The sequence below is a fragment of the Variovorax sp. AC103 genome (assembly GCF_979254005.1).
Window position 1 is genome coordinate 342,879 of sequence record NZ_CEEDFC010000005.1, and the last position, 19,526, is coordinate 362,404.

21 protein-coding genes are annotated in these 19,526 nt (G+C 67.0%); 6 read left to right on the plus strand and 15 right to left on the minus strand.

Annotated elements, in window-relative coordinates:
• Positions 1-130 precede the first annotated feature (130 nt).
• The gene (locus AC0IYU_RS10245; protein WP_472116031.1) at positions 131-676 is read left to right on the plus strand and encodes a hypothetical protein; all 546 of its coding nucleotides are present in this window, start codon (positions 131-133) and stop codon (positions 674-676) included.
• A gap of 597 nt (positions 677-1,273) precedes the next feature.
• Here the strand turns inward: AC0IYU_RS10245 and AC0IYU_RS10250 are convergent.
• Both AC0IYU_RS10250 and AC0IYU_RS10255 read right to left on the minus strand, forming a co-directional pair.
• Positions 1,274-1,687 carry a hypothetical protein gene (locus AC0IYU_RS10250; protein ID WP_472116033.1) on the minus strand — a complete coding sequence of 138 codons (414 nt, stop codon included), beginning with the start codon at positions 1,685-1,687 and terminating at the stop codon, positions 1,274-1,276.
• 188 nt (positions 1,688-1,875) lie between these two features.
• The gene (locus tag AC0IYU_RS10255) at positions 1,876-2,250 is read right to left on the minus strand and encodes a hypothetical protein (RefSeq protein ID WP_472116036.1); all 375 of its coding nucleotides are present in this window, start codon (positions 2,248-2,250) and stop codon (positions 1,876-1,878) included.
• A 267-nt stretch (positions 2,251-2,517) separates the two neighbouring features.
• Here AC0IYU_RS10255 and AC0IYU_RS10260 point away from each other — a divergent pair, with 267 nt between their 5' ends.
• Together AC0IYU_RS10260 and AC0IYU_RS10265 are read left to right on the plus strand one after the other, a co-directional pair.
• The gene (locus AC0IYU_RS10260; RefSeq protein WP_472116039.1) at positions 2,518-2,808 is read left to right on the plus strand and encodes a DUF1330 domain-containing protein; all 291 of its coding nucleotides are present in this window, start codon (positions 2,518-2,520) and stop codon (positions 2,806-2,808) included.
• A 143-nt stretch (positions 2,809-2,951) separates the two neighbouring features.
• Positions 2,952-3,152 (plus strand): hypothetical protein, encoded by a 201-nt coding sequence (locus AC0IYU_RS10265; protein WP_472116042.1) that lies wholly within the window; start codon positions 2,952-2,954, stop codon positions 3,150-3,152.
• Here the strand turns inward: AC0IYU_RS10265 and AC0IYU_RS10270 are convergent.
• Together AC0IYU_RS10270 and AC0IYU_RS10275 are read right to left on the minus strand one after the other, a co-directional pair.
• Positions 3,149-3,988 carry a tRNA-uridine aminocarboxypropyltransferase gene (locus AC0IYU_RS10270; protein WP_472116044.1) on the minus strand — a complete coding sequence of 280 codons (840 nt, stop codon included), beginning with the start codon at positions 3,986-3,988 and terminating at the stop codon, positions 3,149-3,151. The two genes, AC0IYU_RS10265 and AC0IYU_RS10270, sit on opposite strands and share 4 nt — an antisense overlap.
• Positions 3,989-4,074: 86 nt before the next feature.
• Entirely contained in the window at positions 4,075-4,962 is an 888-nt protein-coding gene (locus tag AC0IYU_RS10275) for a LysR family transcriptional regulator (protein ID WP_472116046.1), read from the minus strand.
• A gap of 96 nt (positions 4,963-5,058) precedes the next feature.
• Here AC0IYU_RS10275 and AC0IYU_RS10280 point away from each other — a divergent pair, with 96 nt between their 5' ends.
• Entirely contained in the window at positions 5,059-6,396 is a 1,338-nt protein-coding gene (locus AC0IYU_RS10280) for an aspartate aminotransferase family protein (RefSeq protein WP_472116049.1), read from the plus strand.
• Between the two features lie 31 nt (positions 6,397-6,427).
• On the opposite strand, the gene AC0IYU_RS10285 is transcribed toward AC0IYU_RS10280, so the two are convergent.
• The 3 genes from AC0IYU_RS10285 to AC0IYU_RS10295 are packed head-to-tail and all read right to left on the minus strand — an operon-like array spanning position 6,428 to position 8,245.
• A complete protein-coding gene (locus AC0IYU_RS10285; protein ID WP_472116052.1) occupies positions 6,428-6,835 on the minus strand; it encodes a VOC family protein in 408 nt (135 codons plus the stop codon).
• Positions 6,832-7,323: a helix-turn-helix transcriptional regulator gene (locus AC0IYU_RS10290; protein WP_435485428.1), complete on the minus strand. Its 492-nt coding sequence runs from the start codon at positions 7,321-7,323 to the stop codon at positions 6,832-6,834. Before AC0IYU_RS10290 ends, AC0IYU_RS10285 begins: the two co-directional genes overlap by 4 nt.
• A 28-nt stretch (positions 7,324-7,351) precedes the next feature.
• A complete protein-coding gene (locus AC0IYU_RS10295; RefSeq protein WP_435485427.1) occupies positions 7,352-8,245 on the minus strand; it encodes a LysR family transcriptional regulator in 894 nt (297 codons plus the stop codon).
• A 141-nt stretch (positions 8,246-8,386) separates the two neighbouring features.
• On the opposite strand from AC0IYU_RS10295, the gene AC0IYU_RS10300 reads away from it, so the two are divergent.
• Positions 8,387-9,595, plus strand: a complete 1,209-nt coding sequence (locus AC0IYU_RS10300; RefSeq protein ID WP_472116054.1) for an MFS transporter — start codon at positions 8,387-8,389, stop codon at positions 9,593-9,595.
• A 128-nt stretch (positions 9,596-9,723) separates the two neighbouring features.
• On the opposite strand, the gene AC0IYU_RS10305 is transcribed toward AC0IYU_RS10300, so the two are convergent.
• A complete protein-coding gene (locus AC0IYU_RS10305) occupies positions 9,724-9,918 on the minus strand; it encodes a hypervirulence associated TUDOR domain-containing protein (protein ID WP_472116056.1) in 195 nt (64 codons plus the stop codon).
• A gap of 206 nt (positions 9,919-10,124) precedes the next feature.
• Here AC0IYU_RS10305 and AC0IYU_RS10310 point away from each other — a divergent pair, with 206 nt between their 5' ends.
• Complete coding sequence (locus AC0IYU_RS10310) at positions 10,125-10,571, plus strand: SRPBCC family protein (protein ID WP_472116059.1); 447 nt, start codon at positions 10,125-10,127, stop codon at positions 10,569-10,571.
• Between the two features lie 39 nt (positions 10,572-10,610).
• Here the strand turns inward: AC0IYU_RS10310 and AC0IYU_RS10315 are convergent, their stop codons facing one another.
• From AC0IYU_RS10315 to AC0IYU_RS10345, 7 genes are all read right to left on the minus strand, one after another.
• On the minus strand, positions 10,611-11,822 hold the full coding sequence (locus tag AC0IYU_RS10315; RefSeq protein ID WP_472116061.1) for a DUF1501 domain-containing protein: 1,212 nt from the start codon (positions 11,820-11,822) through the stop codon (positions 10,611-10,613).
• 165 nt (positions 11,823-11,987) lie between these two features.
• Positions 11,988-13,553, minus strand: a complete 1,566-nt coding sequence (locus tag AC0IYU_RS10320) for a DUF1800 domain-containing protein (RefSeq protein ID WP_472116169.1) — start codon at positions 13,551-13,553, stop codon at positions 11,988-11,990.
• Between the two features lie 32 nt (positions 13,554-13,585).
• Entirely contained in the window at positions 13,586-14,071 is a 486-nt protein-coding gene (locus AC0IYU_RS10325; RefSeq protein ID WP_472116064.1) for a hypothetical protein, read from the minus strand.
• 124 nt (positions 14,072-14,195) lie between these two features.
• Positions 14,196-14,870 carry a DsbA family oxidoreductase gene (locus AC0IYU_RS10330; RefSeq protein ID WP_472116068.1) on the minus strand — a complete coding sequence of 225 codons (675 nt, stop codon included), beginning with the start codon at positions 14,868-14,870 and terminating at the stop codon, positions 14,196-14,198.
• Between the two features lie 50 nt (positions 14,871-14,920).
• A complete protein-coding gene (locus tag AC0IYU_RS10335) occupies positions 14,921-16,336 on the minus strand; it encodes an MFS transporter (protein ID WP_472116071.1) in 1,416 nt (471 codons plus the stop codon).
• 48 nt (positions 16,337-16,384) lie between these two features.
• A complete protein-coding gene (locus AC0IYU_RS10340; RefSeq protein ID WP_472116073.1) occupies positions 16,385-18,268 on the minus strand; it encodes a bifunctional sugar phosphate isomerase/epimerase/4-hydroxyphenylpyruvate dioxygenase family protein in 1,884 nt (627 codons plus the stop codon).
• Between the two features lie 160 nt (positions 18,269-18,428).
• A complete protein-coding gene (locus AC0IYU_RS10345; RefSeq protein ID WP_435495122.1) occupies positions 18,429-19,409 on the minus strand; it encodes a Bug family tripartite tricarboxylate transporter substrate binding protein in 981 nt (326 codons plus the stop codon).
• Positions 19,410-19,526 lie beyond the last annotated feature (117 nt).

Consider the following 19,526-nt stretch of genomic DNA (forward strand, 5'->3'; position numbering starts at 1 on the left):
GGTGCCAGCCTTTCAGGGCGTTCTTGTCAGGTACCAAGCTGATGAATGGCCGCCCTGGTGCGTTTGCCGAGCTTGATATACAGCTCGACCGCTTGATCGTTTGACAGTCGCTTGCCGAACCTCATCTGCCATGAAATATCTACGCCATCCTCTTGTTTTTTTCGCCGCGGTCGCGTGCACCCACATTGGCGCTCAAACGACGGGCGCCGCACCGCAGGCATCCATTTCTGAGTCCAATGCCGCCGTGTTCAAAGCTTGCGCCGTCGCTCCTGCAGCGAAGGGAGCGTGCCCGCTCGATGCGGTCTTTGGGCTCTTCAAGCTCGCGCCCAACAACGACGTGCTGGACTTCAAGGTTTCGAAAATCGTACCGCGGACGATCAACCAAAACTACGGTTGGATCCTGAAACTCAACCAGAAATCTGGCAAGGTCCGCGTTCTCGAACGCGCGACATTGCCGCAGACCCCGAAGACGTGGGGCAGCGGTGGCCAGCCTTACGGCACGTCAGCGGATCGCAAGACCATTTCGCTGGACGTGACCCTGACCATCTACGACGGCACCATTTCGAAGTCTTGGGACGTGGCCGATGGCGATCCTGCCGGCCACTACCTGATCAGCGCCTACGTCGAAAACGCCGATCCGGTGCAGTTCGAGTTTGATGTCATCGATCCAAAATGACCAACTTCCGTCGGCATGAGCAGATCCGTTTGCGCAGCGATCAGGTGGAACCAGAGAGAAGTTCCTTGGCCCGAGCCAACAATTCCTTGGTCGTCTTCTTGGCTGGCGTCGATCCGCTGTCTTCCCGGCGAGCCGCTCGACGACAAGTCGGTGCCCCATTCCAACGGCGATCTCCAGCAGCTCCTCCTGGGGCGGATGGATCACTGTGTAGTCCGTGTCGACTTCCGCACACCGTGACACGGCTTCATCGAAGAGCCGCTCAAAGCGGTCCGTATCGTGCCGGGCGTTCAACAGCAACTCGAAGTAAGCCCACTCCACCATATGCCTGTCGTTCGGAACACCTTGCGCGGCCCAATCGAAGGCGATGGCCTGGCGCAGCAGCGGCTCTGCCGTCTCGATCTCCGCTGCACGATTGAATGCGATGCGCGCGGTCGCCAATAGCGAATGCCGAGAAAGGCGCGTCGGCTCTCTCTTTGATCAGTGCGCGCGTTGCGTCGTGGTCAAAAGTCGGCAGGTTCATTGCTGGACAAAAAAAAGCGGGAGAAGAATCGTGCCGTGACCGTGCAGGTCTGCCAGTGGCCAAGCCCACTCTGCGAATCAAACGTCCAGCTTGTACGGATAGCGCTCTGCCAAGCCCATCGACAAACTGTTCATTGCCAAAGCAATTTCGCCAACGTTCGGGATGCTGCCCGTACATTGCTCCACCTGTGCCATCAGGTCGGCCAACTGGAGCCATTGCATGAAGTCGATACCCATATCGATCCCCTGCGCACTGGTTCCCTGGTCGTGGTCGAGAAACGCAACCCTGGAGGCGAATTCCGTTCTCCTCAGAAGCCACGCATCGCCAGTGCCTGAGGCGCCGATAACCCACCAGGTCTTCCCAAGGTCAATCATTGGATGATCTCTGCCAGCGGTCTCTTGCAGCATCTGCGCCAGATTCAGCAGCACGAAGTCCCCCGCGATTTCCTGCGCGCCAACGAAGTCGGCCAATGACAGATAGTCGGCGGGCAAGCATGCCGCAAGTACTTCTCGAGACTTCCGCGAAATGGTGACGGATGCGCGGTCGCGCGAACTCAGGTCCGCCACGATGTGGCTACTGGGACGTATGACCAACAAACTTGAAACCCCCTCATGTGATTGTTCCGATGATGCTGCCATTCGGGTCTGGCCGCTTTCAGCCGGTGGTTCAGGCCCGGCACTCAGTGGGCCTGAGGGTCGAAGTAGGCCTCCCACGACAGCCGCGAAGGTTGGAGGCCCTCGGCCCTTCGGAAGGAAGCCATGGCTTCCTCGTCTGCGCCGCAGTTCATCTTTGCCACCCCCAGATTGAAGTACGTATTCCGGTCAGTTGACCCGAGTTCAACCGCGCGCTGTAGGACGGATGCCGCCTTTTTGTGTTCGCCCCGGTCGCAGAGCACAGCGCCCAGGCACGTCGCCGCAAGGACGTTGCCGGGGACTTCAACGAGCGCCCTCGCGAGCATCGCTTCTGCGGAGGTCAGGTTTTCCTCCCACTTGTCAGGCTCCTTCCAGGCCTCCTGGACAAGCGACCGACTGGCCGAAATGATGTGCAAGTTCATGTGGGTTGAGGCTTTTCGCGGGCGGCGTCTTCGGGTGGCCGCGTGCGAGAACTTTCTTCAAAATCCATGCAGTGTTCCATGCACTCTTATCCTCGCCAAGCCATGTCGTCGAACGTTTGATGGTGGCGGCATCCTGCCGCACGTGCGCCAACGTCAGCGCCTCTCAAAACCGTTCTTCACACCGAAGATGCTGTGCCGAGCTTGCGACAAATCAAGACACGCGGCACAGTCACGTTTTTACCTTCAGCGCACCGAAGAGAAGATCAAATGCCAAAAGCCTACTGGGTCAGCGCGTATCGCGCAGTCAACGATTCCGAAAAACTTGCCGCTTATGCAAAGCTGGCCGGCCCGGCACTCACTGCCAACGGCGCGCGCTTCCTGGCGCGCGGCGAACCGTCCAAGGTCTATGAACTCGGCGCGATGCAACGCACCGTACTGATCGAGTTCGACAGTGTTGAACAAGCAGTTGCCGCACACGACAGCCCGGCATACCAGGCCGCATTGGCTGCACTGGGCGACGGAGCCGACCGCGAGATTCGCATCATCGAAGGCGTTTGAGTGGCAGGAGCGCGACGCTCCCCCTTTGAGTACCCGCGGGCAGCAGAAGCTTTCGCCAAGGCGCGCTTGCAAGACAGTGGGCCCGCGTCTCTCGTTTCCCCGCTGCTGGTCTACATACCGCCGACATGCGCGAGAGCAGCGCCGTGGCCCAGTCTGTACTGGCGCACGAGCGTCGAGTCGCCATGAACGTCGACAGCTCGACTTCGGAGTGCGACCAACTGAACGCCTTGATCGCCTCGATCGACGCCGCGGCCCGCCAGCCGCAGCCGCCGTTCGAGCAGGACCGGCTCAAGGACCAACGCAGGCACGCACACGACCGCCGATTCGCGCTGCGCTGCGGCTAATCCCCCGCGGCCAGGCCCCGCGCGTCGGGTTCGGCGTGCGGATCATCTGCGGCGCGCAATGGCAGCACACCCGAGACCTCGCGCAGCCGCTTGTGCGCAGCCCCCTCCCACGCGATGGGCTGCTGGTTCTTCGCACGCAGGTAGTGGTGCGTGAACACGGCCAGGTAGGCCTCCAGTGTTTGCGCGGCGACGTGCTCGCCTGCCAGGTCCATGCACAGGGCCGCCACCTCGCTGGTGCAGAAGTGGTCGTCGCGCCCGGAGCGACGCAGCTGGTACTGCGTGATCTGCTCCGGCTGCAGGCTCAGCACGGGCAGCGGATCGAGATACGGGCTTCTGGTGAACATCTTGCGGGCCTCGCCCCACGTTCCGTCCAGCAGGATGAAGAGCGGACGCTTCGCGGGCTCGCCGCCGGTAGGGTCGGCGGGGTCGGCGGGGTCGGCGGGGTCGGTGGAGTCGGGCAAGGGCACGGCATGCACCACGCGCTCGGGCGCCGCGTACTGCCCCGGAAACACCACGTACGGCTGCCACTGCGGGTCGCCCAGCAAGGCCAGCAATGCGGGGTCGGTCTCGGTGCGCGCCCAGCCGAAGGCGAAGGTGTCGGCGACCACGTCGGCGATCAGCCAGCCCGTGTTGGTCGGCTTGAGCGGCTCGATGTCGGCCATGAGCAGGCACACCCCCGCGCGCGTGGTCAGCAGGGGCCGCAAGGCACACATGCAGTGGCTGGGCACCAGCCGGCAGCCGGCGCAGCGCTCGCGCTTGAAACCGCCACGGGCAAGAAAGGGCTTGGCGCTTCGCGCCAGGCGCGCGGCGCGAAGAAGGGAGACGGCGTGGGGCATGCAGTGATTCTCGGCGGTGTCTCAAAGCGGGTTGGCGGCCGAAAACCGGCCCGCCCCGCCGCGTTGCGTCCGAACAGCGCCAGCGGCTAGGCAATCGCGGGAGGGCCAGCCTCGGGAAGAAAGGTCCTGACATGCGCCGCGAAGGCAGCCGTCAACGCGGTCGGCTCGTCACGAGCGAATGCAAGCTTGACCCCGACGCCCGGCAGATCGGGGAACCCCTGCGCCGACGTCAGGATCTCCAAGTCGTCGGGAACGGCGGTTCGCGTCAGCACGATGACGGCCAGGCCGGAGCGCGCCATGCCGACCAGGCCCGACAGGCTGCTGCTGGCATAGGCGAGCCGATAGGCGCGACCCGCGGCCTCCAGCGCCTGCCTGGGCAGCAGATGGTCGAGTGCATCGGGCGCGCCCAGCGCCAGCGGCAGCGGATCGATCGACGCGGCGGCGCCGCCGCGCTGCGTCACCCAGACCAGAGGCTCGTGGCGGATCACGTCGCCACCCACCGCACCGCCCGTCTCGGCCACCGACACCGACACCAGCGCCAGGTCGACCGCACGCCGGGCCAGCAGCTCATGCAGGCGGGGTGTCGGCGCGCACATCACTTCCAATTGCACCCGCGGGTGCAGGCTCGCAAAGCCTTGAAGCAGGTACGGCAGGAACACGACGGCATAGTCGTCCGGGCAACTGAAGCGCAGCACGCCCGACAGCTGCTCGCCGCGCAGTTCGGCCAGGGCTTCGTCGTGCTTGCGCAGCAGTTCCCCCGCGCGCACGAGCAGCCGCTCGCCGGTGGCAGTGAGCGTCACGCCTCGCCCGGTGCGATGCAGCAGCGGTTGCGCCACGATGCCTTCGAGCCGCTGCATCTGCATGCTGAGCGCCGACTGCGTGCGCCCCACGCGCAGCGCAGCCTGGCCCAGCACGCCGGTCTCCGCGATGGCGACAAAGCTGCGAAGCAGGTCGATGTCCAGGGATTGGCTCACGGGATGAATTCTCCTGATAGCTGAGTTCAAAACAATTCGCTTCCCGGCGCGGGAGGTGCTGCGTAAGGTGCGTCATTTTGATCGGGAAGCATCGACATGAGCAGGAACAACGACCCCCAGTTCTGGCAGCAGGCCCAACGGCACCTGGTGCGCTACGGCGGCAGCTTCGAGCCCCTGATCATCGAGCGTGCGCAGGGCTGCTTCGTCTACGACGCGGACGGCCGGGGCATCCTCGACTTCACGTCGGGGCAGATGAGCGCCTTGCTGGGGCACTCGCATCCGGACATCGTCGCGGTGGTGTCGGAACACATGCGCACGCTTGACCATCTCTTCAGCGGCATGCTGTCGCGCCCGGTCGTCGAGCTGGCCACGCAGATCGCGCGGCACGCGCCCGCAGACCTGGAGCGCTGCCTGCTGCTGAGCACGGGCGCCGAGTCGAACGAAGCGGCCATCCGCATGGCCAAGCTGGTCACGGGCCGCCACGAGGTGGTGGCGTTCACGCAGTCGTGGCACGGCATGACCGGCAGCGCGGCGGCGGCCACCTACAGCGCGGGCCGCAAAGGCTACGGCCCCACGGCGGCCGGCTCGTTCGCAATACCGGCGCCCAACGCCTACCGGCCCCGCTTCACGACGCCGGACGGCGCGCTGGACTGGCGCCGCGAACTCGACGACGGTTTCGAGCAGGTCGACCGGCAGTCGACCGGCGCGCTCGCCGCGTTCATCGCCGAACCCATCCTCAGCAGCGGCGGCATCCTCGAACTGCCGCCGGGCTACATGGCGGCGCTGAAGCACAAGTGCGAAGAGCGCGGCATGCTGCTGATCGTCGATGAGGCGCAGACCGGCATCGGCCGCACCGGCCTGATGTTCGCCTGCGATCGCGACGGCGTTGCCCCCGACATCCTCACGCTTTCCAAGACCCTGGGCGCGGGCCTGCCGCTGGCCGCGATGGTGACGACCGCCGCCATCGAAGAAGAGGCGCATGCGCGCGGCTTCCTGTTCTATACGACGCACGTCTCCGACCCGCTGCCCGCGGCAGTCGGCCTGAAAGTGCTGGAGGTGGTGGAGCGCGACGGACTTGTCGAACGCGCACGCACCGCAGGCGAGCGCCTGGCGCAGGGGCTGCGAAGCTTGCAGCAACGCCACGAGTGCATCGGCGATGTGCGTGGGCGCGGCCTGCTGCTCGGGCTGGAACTCGTCACCGATCGAAAGACCCGCGAACCGGCCTTCGAACTCGGCGAGGCCATCACGCGCGAGTGCATGCGGCTCGGGCTGAGCATGAACATCGTGAAGCTGCCGTCGATGGGCGGCGTGTTCCGCATCGCACCGCCGCTGACGATCAGCGACAGCGAGCTCGACCTTGGTCTGGAGCTGCTCGACAAGGCGATAGACACTGCCGTGCGAGCGGCGCCGCGCGCACGGCAATCCGTCGCATAGCAGCAGGCAAGGCCGACCGGCCGCGCGCCGGTCAGCGGCGCGCCTGGATCATCTTCCATCCGTTGCCCGACGGGTCGCGAAAGCCGGCGTCCACCGTGCCGTAGCGCTCCGTCGGCTCCTGCGTGAACTCCACGCCCAGCGCCAGCATCCGGTCATGGGCGGCGCGGCAGTCGTCCACGGTCAGCACCAGCGGCGGCATGGCGCCCTTGGCCACGATGGCACGCACCGCCTGCGCCGTCGCCGCATCGAGCGCCGGCGGCCCGGGCTTGAACAGGCCGAGCTGGAACGACGGCTGCTCCGGGTGCTGCACAGTGAGCCAGCGATAGTCGCCGTTGCCCACGTCCGTGTGCACGCGAAAGCCCAGCTTGTCTACATAGAACGCGAGCGCTTCGTCTTGATCGCGCACGTACAAACCCACCACTTCAATGCCCTGCATCATGGAATCTCCTGTTGTTCGGGCTCGTTTGTACCGTCCGTTGCCTGGCGCCGCTTCTCCGAAACTGCGGTCCTGAGGTCGGGCCGGCGCGCGGCGCTGACGATGCAGGCCGGCACGCGGGCGAGCGCGTGCGCGGTCGCCCGCCCGCCCGTGCGCACCGCGCTCGGGCTGCTTCCGGTGATGTCGCGAAAGGTGCGCCCGAAGGTGCCCAGGCTCGCCCAGCCCGTGTCGAAGGCGATGTCGGTGATGGACAACTCGGTTTCGCGCAGCAGCGTCATCGCCCGCTCGATGCGCCGGGTGAGCAGGTACCGGTGCGGCGGAATGCCGAAGGCCTGCTTGAACGATCGCGCGAAGTGGGCCTCTGAAATGCCGCTTGCCTGCGCCAACCGCTGCACGGGCCATTGCTCGTGCGATGCGGCGTCCATTCGGTCTTTCGCGCGCAGCAGACGGCGCAGCACGTCGGGGTCCTGGGGGGCGGGGGCTTCGCTCATTTGGCAGTGAATCCTTTGGGGCGCGGGCTCAGGCGGTGCGCTCGCGCAGGCGCGGCGTCACGAAGTCCAGAAAGGCGCGCAGCTTCAACGGCAACGGCGCCTGTCCGGTGTGCACCAGGCTGACAGGCAAAGGCGCCGACTCGAACTCGTCGAGCACCACGCGCAGCGCCTGCGCGCGCACGGCATCCGCGACCTGGTAAGACAGCACGCGTATCAGTCCGACGCCCAGCGTTGCGGCCGCGATGGCCGCCTCCGCCGTGTTGACCGTCAGCCGCGACTGAACGGGCACCGACAGCTCGGACTTGCCGGCACCGAACACCCAGGCGCGCATGGACGCAAGAACTTCGAAGGTGATGCACGCGTGCGCCGCAAGGTCCTGCGGCCTGGCCGGCACGCCGTGCGCCGCCAGATAGGCCGGGCTGGCGCAGACGACGCGCCGCACCGTGCCGACGCGCGTTGCCATCAGCGTGCTGTCGGGCAACTGGCCGATCCGTACCGCCGCGTCGGCGTGCTCGTCCATCAGATGCACGACGCGGTCCGTGAGCATCAGGCTGACGCCGATCTGCGGATAGTGCGCGAGAAATTCCGCGACCACGGGCACGACGTGCAGGCGTCCGAACATCTCGGGCGCCGTGACCACCAGTTCGCCCTTGGGCGAGGCGTACTCCCCCGTCGCGGCGCGCTCGGCTTCGCCGATTTCCTCGAGGATGCGCCGGCACGCCGCCACGTAGGAGATGCCGGCTTCCGTCAGCGACAGCTGCCGCGTCGTGCGGTGGAGCAGGCGCGTCTTCAGGTGCGCCTCCAGTTCCGCCACCTTGCGGCTGACCGTCGCCAGCGGCATGTCGAGAAAACGCGCGGCGGCCGACAGGCTGCCCGCATCGACGACGGCGACAAGGATGGACATCGACTCGAGACGGTTCATTCGCGGCTACCAAATTTCGGAAGAATCATTCTCGATCTTGCAGGATTCTCTCGGCACGTGCAAACAAGTAACTTAGGGCATCGCTCTCTCCGGAGCGCGGCATCCCGCCGCAACCGGAGGCACACATCGAAGGAGAACGCCGTGAGCAGCCCGTTCATCACACCCGCCAGTCCGCCAGCGCCCGTGGTCGCATCGCGCGGCAAGATCCTCATGATGGCGATCATCGCCGGCGCGGTGATCACCAACATCTACTGCACCCAGCCGATCCTGCCGCTGATTGCATCGGGCATGGAGGTGGACGTGGCAACGGTAGACCTCGTCGCGGGCTCGGCGCTGCTCGGCTTCGCCGTGGGGCTGGCGTTGTTGCTGCCGCTGGGCGACCGCTTCGACCGCCGCAAGCTGGTGCTGGGCCAGATCGCCGGAGCCTTCGTCTTCGCCGCGGCGGCGGCGCTGGCGCCCGGCATCTGGTCGCTGATCGCGGCCTCCTTCGCGCTGGGCATCGTCAGCTGCGTGCCCCAGCAGCTGGTGCCCTTCGCGGCCGTCATGTCGCTGCCCGGCGAGCGTGGGCGCTCGGTCGGCACGGTCGTCAGCGGCATCATGGTCGGCATCCTGCTGGGCCGCACGATCAGCGGCGTGGTGGGCGCGGCCTGCGGTTGGCGCGCCGTCTACGGCCTGGAGGCGGCGTTCATGGTTCCGGTGTGGATCGCGGCCGCCAAGCTGCTGCCGCGTGGCGTGCCGAGCACCGACCTGTCCTACGGACGCCTGCTGGCCTCGTTGTGGCCGCTGGCCCGCGATCACCGCGCGATTCGCGAATCGATGATGGTGCAGGCGCTGCTGTGGGCCTGCTTCAATGCCTTCTGGGTCAACCTGGCGGCGCTGCTGGCGAGCGGCCCGTGGCACCTCGGCAGCGCCTGGGCAGGCGGCTTCGGCATCATCGGCGCGGCCGGGGCCATGGCCGCGTCGCTCGGCGGCCGCGCCACCGACCGGCTGGGATCGCGCAGCGTCATCGCAGCCAGCATCGGCATCGTGACGGTGGCCTTCCTGCTGCTGGCCGGCGCGGAGTCGTCGCTGGTGTTCCTGGTGCTGGGCGTCATCGTGCTCGACATCGGCGTGCAGTCGGGCCTGGTGGCCAACCAGACCCGCGCCTTTGCCGTCGATCCGAAGGCGCAAGGCCGCATCAACAGCCTGTACATGACCGCCACGTTCTCCGGCGGCGCCCTCGGCGTGATGGCCAGCGGCTGGCTGATGGCGCGCTACGGCTGGAGCGGCATCGTGGTCTTCGGCCTCGTGCTGGGAGTCGCCGCCGCCGTGGTGCATTGGGTGGGCGCGCCTCGCCAGGCACGGCGCTGATGGAGCGCACTCGCGGGATCGTCAGCCACATCGACAAGAGCGGCGCTTTCTCTTGCACGCCGGTGAGCGGATTGCGCATCAGGAGCTGGCTGTCAAACCCAACCCCGTCTATGCGCTCAGCACTTCTCTCACGCGTGGCGCTTCAAAGCAGAAGCCTTGTGGATCGCGGTCTTGCCCGTCTTGTCGCTCTTTACTTCGAATTGCGGCGCGGCGTCGGAAGCCTTCGCGACATGGCCTTTCACGCGCGCCGACTTCGTCACCTTGCGCACCACCTTGCCGGTGGTTTCGCCTTGCGGCGTCTTCCAATCGACGGCATCGCCCACTTTCGGCTTTGTTTGCATGACAGCTCCACAGCGCTACATGTGCAAATGCACAAGGCAAAACTATCTGCGGCTGCGTCCACGCATGTAGGTAGAAACCGCTTCTTCACCGGAGCTGTACAGGAACCTAGTATTGCGGCACGCCTGTTGTCGACGGGCTCGTTCGACGCCCACCGGGGGTCATCTTCTGTTCCTGGGAGAAAACATCCATGGCTACCAACACCGTGCGTCTGCACCGCGTTCTTCGCGCCCCGCCCAGCCGGATCTACCGCGCGTTCACCGAGCCCGGCGCGTTCGAGCGCTGGCTCCCGCCGTTCGGGTTCACCGGCAAGGTCCACGCCATGGAGCCCGTGGTGGGCGGCGCCTGGCACATGTCCTTCACCAACTTCGGTACAGGCCACAGCCACTCGTTCGGCGGGACGTATCTGGAACTGGTGCCCGACGCGCGCATTGCCTACGACGCGACCTTCGACGATGCCAACCTTCCCGGCACCATGAAGACCACCGTGAGCCTGACACCGGTGTCCTGCGGCACTGAAATTTCCATCGTGCAGGAAGGCATTCCGGAGGTGATTCCAGCCGAGATGTGCTACCTGGGCTGGCAGGAGTCGTTCGTGGCCTTGGCGCAGTTGGTGGAGCCGAACATTCCGGGGTGAGGGCGCACGGGGCCGGCGCCCGCGCCCGCGCCCTTCAATTCAAACCAACTGCAGATCCTTCGGCGCGACGCCGTCGAACACGCGCGCCAGCTGCGCCGCCGACAGCCCATACATCCGCTGGAACAGCCCGCCGAACACCGCCCGGTATTCATTGAGCACCGGGTAGTCGCGGTTCTGGAACAGCGTGGCCTGCGTCAGCGCCTGCTGCTCGCCGACGATGCGCCCGCCGGCCTGCGCCGAGAGCCCGCCGCCGAGCACCCAGTAGACGGTGCCGTGCCCGTGGTCGGTGCCGCGGTTGCCGTTCTCGCGGAAGGTGCGGCCGAACTCGCTGATGACGACCACCACGGTCTGGCGCCAGGCGTCCTCACCCATCTCCTGCGCGAAGCCGGCCACGCCGCGGCCCAGTTCCTCGAAGCGGTTGGCGAGGTAGCCGGTGGCTGCGCCCTGCCCCACGTGCGTGTCCCAGCCGCCGACGTCGACAAAGCCCAGGTCGAAGCGGTCGCGCATCAGCAGCGCCATGCGGCGCGCGACCAGCTCGAAGCCCTTGGCGGTCATGGCGTTGCGGCTGGCGGCGTCCATCTCGGCCTGCACGGCGCGCATCACCTCGTCGCGCACCTGGAAGCCTTCGGCCACCGGCTGGGCCAGCGCGGTGTTGCGGTACATGGCCGCAATGACCTGGCTTTGCCGCGCGTCGATGCCCGAGCGTGCATTGCCCGCCAGCGCCATGTTGGCGGCCTTGGCCTTGCCGCGCATCGAGATCGGCAACTGGTCGGTGAAGGCGATGGGCGACACGTCGGTGACGGGCCCGGCGCCGAGCACGCCGGCCAGCCGGTTGAGGAAGCCCGAGCCGTAGTCGCGGCGCTTGTCGAGCGCCTGGCCGAGCTCGATGGAATCTTGTGTCTCGAAGTGGCTGCGCGTGAGGTCGTCGGTGCCGGCGAAGGCGATGAAGGCGGCTTGCTTCTGCTGGAACAGCGGCATCACGCTTTGCGCGAGCGCGGGGTGCAGGCCCCAGTTGCCGTCGAGCGGCAGCGCACCGTTGGGCGTGCCGGGGCGCGCGATGGCGATGTTGGGGCGCGAGGCGTAGTAGAAGTCGCTGGCGGTGGGCACGAGCAGGTTGCTGCAGTCGTACGCGCCGCGCAGGAACACGACCAGCAGCTTGGCGCCTTCGGCCGCGGGCGCGGCCATGAGCTGGCCGGCGGCGCCTGCGAAGGGAGCGGCGGCCATGAGCCGCAAGAGTTCTCGACGTTGCATGACGATGTGTCCTTTGTTCTTGCCTGCCTTGCTCCTTCCCCCTTTGGGGGAAGGTTGGGATGGGGGCACGGCGGCGTTTGCTTTCACTGCAGCGCTTCATCGAACGCCGCTTGCCCCCACCCCTGCCCTCCCCCAGCGGGGGAGGGAGAAAAACCAAGACCAACCTCAGCGGCGCATGAGCTCCGGCGACGCCAGCAGGAAGGTGTTCCACTCCTGCGGATTCTTCGCCTGCGCCAGCGCCTCGCGCGTGTCCGCGCTCAAGCCGCCCTGCATCGCACGCACCGCGCGCGACTCGGCCAGTTGCGGAAAGGCGGGCTTCTCCAGCGGCGCCTTGTCGTCCGCGCGGAACAGCACCGCGCCGTTCGCGCCGATGGCGCGCGCGATCTCGAAGCGCGTGTTCATCTGCCCCGCACTGGCCCAGGCCGCCTCGTTCAGCGGATAACCATCGGGCGTCTCGTGGCCATACAGCGGCTCGCCCATGCGGTTGATCCAGCCGAGCATCGGGTTCACGTTCAGCACCACGCGGTCGTCGTACGCGAGCCGCACGCCGGCCATCACGTAGTGCACCGGGTCGCGGAACTTGCGGCCCAGCGAGGCCGTGAACTCGGGCGACTCGAACAGCGCCTTCAGCGTGACGGCGATGTCGCCGTCGCTGCCCGTGAAGGCCGCGGCCATGCGATCGACCAGCACCTGCGGCGGATCGTCCGACACGAAGTACACGGCCAGCTTGCGCGACACGAAACGCGCGGTGGCCGGCGCGCGCGCCAGGCGGTCGAGCGCCTCGTCGGCCTCGGCCAGGCCGCGGCTCTGCATCGGTTGCCCGAGCAGCGTTTTCGGCCCGTAGTCGTGCCGGTTCGGGTTGAACTCGAAGAGGCCCTTGCGCACATAGTCGGCGCGCAGCGCGGGCCGCACGTTCGGCGGCGGTGCATCGAGCGGCTGCATGTTCACACCCACGCCGGTGAGCACGCGCGCCAGCTCCTGCACGTCGGCCTGCGAATAGCCGCTGCCCACGCCCAGCGTGTGCAGCTCCATGAGCTCGCGCGCGTAGTTCTCGTTGATGCGGTTGGCCGCGTTCTGCGCGTTGTCCAGGTAGCGCAGCATGGCCGGGTGATGCAGCGTGGCGCCCAGCAGGTCGCGGAACTTGCCGAGCGCGTGCGGGCGAATGGCGTTCTCTTCGTAGTCGCCCACCATCGCGCGCAGGTTGTCCTTGCGCAGGTTGACGTTGAAGTGGTTCATCCAGAACCACGTCATCTGCTCCTGCAGCTGGTTGGGCGAATACAAAGCGCGCAGCACGAAGCGCGTCTGCGCCTCGCGTGCGAGGTCGTTGAGCTGCTGCTGGTAGGCCTGCCGTGCGGCCTTCTTCTGGTCTTCGTCGGGCAGCGCATCGGCGGCCTTGCGCTGCGCGTCGAGCCCGGTCACGAGCTGGTCGAGCGGGGTGCGCGAAATGGCCATGGCGTCGATCTGCGCCTGCGCGGCAGCCGGCAGCGGCGCGGGGCGCGGGTTGAGTTGGTCACGCATCCACAACGACAGCCCGCGCTGCGCGAGCTGCGCGTCGCTGCTGGCGTTGGCGCCCCAGCTCACGCGGTCGAGCCAGCGCAGGCGCGTGGCTTCGTTCACGGGTGCCGAGGGCAGCGACACCGACACCAGCGGCCGCCGCTCGCCCGGTGCGCTCGCGCAGGCCGCGAGCAGGGCCAGCGCACACGCGCCAAGCGCCATCGACGCGCGGCGCATGGCGAAGCGCGAAGCAGTGACGGGCACCGCCCTCACTCCCTGCGCATGTCGTGGTGGCGCACATCGCCGATGGCGTGCTGCGCGGTGGCGAGCGCCAGATCGACGTGCGCCAGTCCGCGTTGCTGGAACGGCCGCGAGCGCGGGTCGTCTTCTTCGCGCGCCACGTTGGAGCGCACCTTGCGCAGCAGGTCGGCCGCCACGTGCAGGCGGCCTTCGCGCGGCAGCCATGCGTCGGTGGGCTCGCGCCATTGCACGGGCTTGCCGTCGAGCCACGCGGCGTGCTGCAGGTCGCCGATGGCGGCATGGATTTCGTCGACCACCACCTGCTCGTCGCGCGAGACCTGCCCGTCTTCGGGCCGGCGGTGCTCCACCTGCCACGCAGCGGTGCGCAGGTCGGACAAGGCGTGCAGGTAGAACGGATGCTTGCCGTATTCGTCGGCTTGCGCGGGCAGCGAGACCGCCGCCATGAGGGCAAGGGCGACGGCCGAGGCGGCCATGAGGCCTTTCTTCTTCATCATCTTCGGGGCTCCTGAGGGTGACAGCAAATTCAAGGATGCCTCCTCAACCGCTGAAACCCGCGCCGCGTTGACGCTCTTTACCTTCGTAACGCTGCGCAAAGATGACGCCGTGGCGCCCTCGAAGTCAGGCCACGGACAGGCTCGCCGGTGCAGCGCCGGCAATCTGCCGCAGCGCGCGCTCGAACACCTCGACGGGCTGGCCGCCGGAGATGAGGTGCTGGTCGTTGATGATGATCGCGGGCACCGAGTGGATGCCCGCGTCGGTGTACATGCGCTCGCGCTCGCGGGTTTCCTGCGCGAACTCGTCGCTGTTCAATATCTCGCGGGCACGCGCTGCGTCGAGCCCCGCTTCGGTTGCCGCGCGCACCAGCACCTCGGGGTCGGAGGGGTTCTGGCGGTCGGTGAAATAGGCCTTCAGCAGCAGCTTCTTCAGCGCCGCCTGCTTCGCCGGGCTTTCCAGCTCGGCCCAGTGCAGCAGGCGATGGGCATTGAAGGTGTTGTACACACGCGGGCGGCCTTCGGGGCTGAACTCGAAGCCGACGGCGGCGCCGCGCTGGCGGATCATTTCGCGCGACTGCGCCTGCTGCTCGCGCGTGGAGCCGTACTTTTCGTTCAGGTGCTCGAAGGTGTCCTGGCCTTCGGGCGGCATCTGCGGGTTCAGCTCGAAGGGCTGGAAGTGCAGCTCCGCGGTGACGTCGGGCGCCACCCGCCGGATGGCCGCTTCGAGGGAACTCAGGCCCACGGCGCACCAGGGGCAGGACACATCGGAGACGAAATCGATCTTGAGGTGGGAGGTCATGGCGCCATTCTTCACGGCCCCCCAACCCTTGGTGCGCGAAAGGTTTTCGCTCAGGCGCGGGCCGTGGCCTTGGCCATGCGGGCGTCCGACAGCGTCTGCTCGCGCAGGCGGTGGTATTCCTGCTTGTCCACCGGCACGGCGTCGGGGTTGCCCAGGTCCTTCATGTGGATGCGGTACGTTTCCCGCGCACTCATCGCCGCCAGCGCCGCAAGAATGGTCACCGCGAAGGAGATGGCGCCCACGGTGAGCCACACGTTGGTCGAGCCCGGAGGCGCGACGGCGGCGAACAGGGCCGGCAGCAGCGCGGTGATGGTGGTGCCCACGTTCTGCGAGATGGCCATGGCCGACACGCGGTTGCGGGTGCGGAACAGCTCCGGATAGAAGCTCGGGAAGGTGGCGTTGTAGCCCTGGTACACGATGCCCCACATCAGCAGCGACATGCACACGGCCAGCGGCACGTTCCGGATGCTGATGGCATACAGGTAGGCAAACGACAGCAGGCCAGAGGCCAGCGCGCCGACGATGATGGGCGGGCGGCGGCCGATGCGGTCCGACAGGTTGCCCACGAACGGAATCACGATCACGGCGAGGATGTTGCCCAGCACCGGAATCCACAGGTACACGTCCTTCTGGAAGCCGATGCCGTAGGCGGCCTGCACGGCATAGGCCGCGCCGAACACCGTGGCCACCACCGGAATGACGTTCATCAGCGCCATGCACACCACGCGCAGCATGTCGGCCCAGCTGTCGGTGAAGGCCTGGACGATCGGCGCCTTGGCCACTTCGCCCTTCTTGTCGACTTCGGCAAAGGCCGGTGTTTCGTCCACTTCGCGGCGGATGATGTAGCCGGCCACGATCACCAGGAAGCTCAGCAGGAACGGAATGCGCCAGCCCCACGAGTTGAAGGCGTCTTCAGGCATGTAGTGCGCCAGCGGCAGGAACACGGCGGCCGCCAGAATCTGGCCGGCCTGTACACCCTGCAGCGTGAAGCTCGCGAAGAAGCCGCGACGCCCGAACGGCGCGTGCTCGAGGATCATCGAGCTCGCGCCCGAGATTTCACCGGCCACGGCAAAGCCCTGGATCAGGCGCAGCAGCACCAGCAGCGCGGGGGCCAGCAGGCCGACCTGATCGTAGGTCGGCAGCAGGCCGACGGCCACGGTCGAGAAACCCATCAGGAACATGCACAGCACCAGCACCTGCTTGCGCCCGTGCGTGTCGCCCCAGTGGCCCAGCACGAAGGCGCCGATGGGGCGCGCGACGTAGCCCACGCCGTAGGTCGCGAGCGACGCGATGATGGCGGTCTTGGGGTCGCCCTTGGGAAAGAAGATCTGCGGAAAGATCAGCGCCGCCGCGGTGGCGTAGATGAAGAAGTCGTAGTACTCCAGCGCCGAGCCGATCCAGCCGCTTGCCGCGGCCTTCTTCGACTGGTGCCTGCCTTGCGGCTCATGGGCTGTGTTGGTGGCCATGTGTTGTCTCCAGTGTTGACAGGTAAGTAATCAGAAAAACCCGGCGAATCAGTCCTGCGCCTGCGACGCCATGCGCGCCGGTGCATTGAGGGCACCGTACGCGTCGTAGCTGCCCACGCGCTGTACGACCTCGAAGAACAGTCCGCCCTCGAAACTCTCGGTGTAGATGTGCAGGTAGTCGCCGGCCGGCGACCGGTCGAACAGCACGCCCGCTTCGCGCATGCGCACCAGCAGCTCCGGTGCGAGGTCGATGCGCGTGGCCAGGTCGTCGTAGTAGTTGTCCGAAATGGGCACGAAGCGCGTGCCGTTGGCGCGCAGTTTCGCGGCCGAGGCGAAGATGTCCGCGCAGCTCAGCGCGATGTGGTGCACCGCGCCGCCGCCGGTCACGCTCAGCGTGCGCGCGGTGCGGGTGCGCTGGCTCAGCGACACGTTCAGCACCAGCCGCAGGCTGCGCTCGGCGTTGGCCACGCCGCGGCTGCGGATCAACCCGAAGGGGTCGGCCAGCTCCAGGCTTTCGCCCGGTTCGAGCCCCAGCACGGCTCGGGTGAACAGCACCCAGGTGTCGAGCTGGTCGAGCGCCAGGCCCAGGGCCACGTGGTCGATGCGCTGCAGGCCGGCGTCGTTTACATCGGTGCCCGCGTCTTCGAGCACGAAGTCGGCCTCGTACAGGCCGTTGGCGCCCAGCGCCTCGGGCACGAAGTGAATCAGGTTGCCGCCCGGCGCGACGATGGCCGGCACGCGCAGCTCATTCGGGCCGACCGGGCTGTCGTGCCGCTGCGAACGCATGGCGGTGGCGCGTCCGACGGCCGCGAGCGGGTCGTCGCAGCGCACGCCCAGCGCGCACACCGAGGTGCCGTGCGCGTCGAAGCGCTGCCGCGCGAAGGAGTCGGGCTGGGCGTTCACGATCAGGTTGATCTGGCCCTGGCGGTACAGCGTCACGGCCTTGGAGCGGTGCTGGCCGATGCGGCGAAAGCCCAGCTGCGAGACCACGGTGTGCAGCGTCGGGGCCGAGGCCTCGTCGGCCGCGAATTCGATGAACGACAGGCCCGACAGCGCCGGTGCCGGCGGCGGGTTGAACAGCTCCACGCGCTGCGGCTGCACGGGCTCGGCGGCCGCCATGCGCTGGCGCGCTTCGCTCTCGAGGTACAGCAGCGAGCGCATCGCATCCACGGCGGTACGGCGGTTGGGCGTCTCGCGAAAGATGTCGTTGAAGATCTCCAGCGACAGCGGCCCGGTGTAGCCCGCGCGCAGCACCTGCTCGAAGAAGCCGATGACGTCGAAGTCGCCCTGCCCCGGAAACGAGCGGTGGTGGCGCGCCCACTGCAGCACGTCCATGGCCAGCAGCGGCGCATCGGCCATCTGCAGGAAGAAGATCTTGTCGCCCGGAATGTCGGCGATGCCTGCCGGGTCGTCCTTCAGCGAGAGCGTGTGGAAGCTGTCGAGAATCAAGCCCAGGTGCGCGTGGTTCGCCTGCTTCACGATGTGCCAGGCCTGGCCGTACAGCGAGGTGTGGCGTCCCCAGGCCAGCGCCTCGAAGCCCACGCGCAGGTTGCGGCGCGCGGCGCGCTCGGCCAGCTCGTGCAGTTGCGCGGCGGCCCGTGCCGGGTCGTTCACGGACAGCGGCGACGTGTTGGAGCAGCACAGCACCAGCGGCGCTCCCATGGCTTCCATCAGGTCGAACTTGCGCTCGGCACGCTCCAGGCTGCGGCGGAACTGCGGCTCGGGCATGGCCTCGAAGTCGCGAAACGGCTGATACAGGTCGATCGTCAGGCCCAGGTCGGCCGTGATGCGGCGCAGGTCGCCGGCAGTGCCCTTGAAGTTGATGAAGTCGGCCTCGAACAGCTCGATGCCGTCGAAGCCGGCGGCCGCGACGGCTTCGAGCTTCTGGCGGAGGGTGCCGCTGAGCGATACGGTGGCGATGGAGCGGTGCATGGGGTGGACTTTAAAAACACCCGGCCCGCGCCACAATCTATTCAGAGGCCCGCTGATCGATCAGCGATCAAATACGTCCGTTAATCGCACGTAATACGGGATACACCTAGGATCCCGGGGGCTGGGGTGATCCGGCCCGGCCACCCCCGGGCCCCAGCCTTCAGTCGAGTTTGACTTTGGCGGCACTGATCACCTTGCCCCACATCGCACGGTCGGCGTCGATGAAAGCCTTGAACTCGGCAGGCGTGTTGCAGCGCAGTTCACCGCCGTAGTCGCGCCACTTCTTGATGAGCTCCGGCGAAGTGCAGGCCTTCTGCATCGCGGCGTTGACCTTGTCGATGATGGCTTTGGGCGTGCCGACCGGCGCCAGGATGCCCTGCCACGCGATGGGTGCGTAGTCCGGCAGGCCCGACTCGGCAAAAGTCGGCACGTCGGGGAAGCTTGGGTGGCGCTCCTTGCCGGTGATGGCCAGCAGCTTGAGCTTGCCCGCGCGGATGTTGCTGGCCGCGGCCGGCAGGCCGTCGAACATGAGTTGCACCTGCCCTGCGATGAGGTCGGTGTACGGGCTGCTGCTGTTGTAAGGCACCAGGTTGGTGGCAACGCCCGCGGCGGCGTTGAACCATACGGCCGACAGGTGCGAATAGCTGCCGATGCCGGCCGTGGCCACGTCCATGCTGCCGGGCTTGGCCTTGAGCGCGGCGACGAGCGCGCGCTCGTCCTTGACCGCGATGCCCGGCGTGGCGACGAGGCCGGTGTTGAGCACGCCCAGCAGGCTCACGGGTGCGAAGTCGCGCTCGGCGTTGAAGGGCAGTTTCGAATAGAGATGCGGCACCACCGACAGCGAGCTGGTCGTGCCGATGTAGAGCGAGTAGCCGTCGGCCGGGGCCTTGGCGGCGACCTCTGTGCCGATGATGTTCGACGCGCCGGGGCGGTTCTCCACATAGAAGGTCTGGCCCAGGATGCGGGTGAGCTCGGCCGCGATCTCGCGCGCATTCGCATCGGGCCCGCTGCCCGCCGGGAAGGGGGCAATGATGCGCACCGCCTTGGTCGGGTAGTCGGACTGTGCCCACGCACTTGCGCCCGCCGACACGCACAACGCGAGCGCCATGCAGCGGCCAAAAGCCAAATTTCTGAATTTCATGGATTGTCTCCTGGTGTGATTTCATGTGTTCGAAACCTGCTCGAATCATACAAACATACCATCTATTGTCAATATGTGAGAATATTGATATTCTTTCATTGAATCGAGCCAGAACGG

Excerpts from the sequence above, each read along its gene's own strand:
- AC0IYU_RS10245 (WP_472116031.1), top strand. The coding sequence starts at position 131 with ATGAAATATCTACGCCATCCTCTTGTTTTTTTCGCCGCGGTCGCGTGC.
- AC0IYU_RS10255 (WP_472116036.1), bottom strand. The coding sequence starts at position 2,250 with ATGAACTTGCACATCATTTCGGCCAGTCGGTCGCTTGTCCAGGAGGCC.
- AC0IYU_RS10260 (WP_472116039.1), top strand. The coding sequence starts at position 2,518 with ATGCCAAAAGCCTACTGGGTCAGCGCGTATCGCGCAGTCAACGATTCC.
- AC0IYU_RS10270 (WP_472116044.1), bottom strand. The coding sequence starts at position 3,988 with ATGCCCCACGCCGTCTCCCTTCTTCGCGCCGCGCGCCTGGCGCGAAGC.
- AC0IYU_RS10280 (WP_472116049.1), top strand. The coding sequence starts at position 5,059 with ATGAGCAGGAACAACGACCCCCAGTTCTGGCAGCAGGCCCAACGGCAC.
- AC0IYU_RS10285 (WP_472116052.1), bottom strand. The coding sequence starts at position 6,835 with ATGATGCAGGGCATTGAAGTGGTGGGTTTGTACGTGCGCGATCAAGAC.
- AC0IYU_RS10290 (WP_435485428.1), bottom strand. The coding sequence starts at position 7,323 with ATGAGCGAAGCCCCCGCCCCCCAGGACCCCGACGTGCTGCGCCGTCTG.
- AC0IYU_RS10295 (WP_435485427.1), bottom strand. The coding sequence starts at position 8,245 with ATGAACCGTCTCGAGTCGATGTCCATCCTTGTCGCCGTCGTCGATGCG.
- AC0IYU_RS10310 (WP_472116059.1), top strand. The coding sequence starts at position 10,125 with ATGGCTACCAACACCGTGCGTCTGCACCGCGTTCTTCGCGCCCCGCCC.
- AC0IYU_RS10315 (WP_472116061.1), bottom strand. The coding sequence starts at position 11,822 with ATGCAACGTCGAGAACTCTTGCGGCTCATGGCCGCCGCTCCCTTCGCA.
- AC0IYU_RS10320 (WP_472116169.1), bottom strand. The coding sequence starts at position 13,553 with ATGCGCCGCGCGTCGATGGCGCTTGGCGCGTGTGCGCTGGCCCTGCTC.
- AC0IYU_RS10325 (WP_472116064.1), bottom strand. The coding sequence starts at position 14,071 with ATGATGAAGAAGAAAGGCCTCATGGCCGCCTCGGCCGTCGCCCTTGCC.
- AC0IYU_RS10330 (WP_472116068.1), bottom strand. The coding sequence starts at position 14,870 with ATGACCTCCCACCTCAAGATCGATTTCGTCTCCGATGTGTCCTGCCCC.
- AC0IYU_RS10335 (WP_472116071.1), bottom strand. The coding sequence starts at position 16,336 with ATGGCCACCAACACAGCCCATGAGCCGCAAGGCAGGCACCAGTCGAAG.
- AC0IYU_RS10340 (WP_472116073.1), bottom strand. The coding sequence starts at position 18,268 with ATGCACCGCTCCATCGCCACCGTATCGCTCAGCGGCACCCTCCGCCAG.
- AC0IYU_RS10345 (WP_435495122.1), bottom strand. The coding sequence starts at position 19,409 with ATGAAATTCAGAAATTTGGCTTTTGGCCGCTGCATGGCGCTCGCGTTG.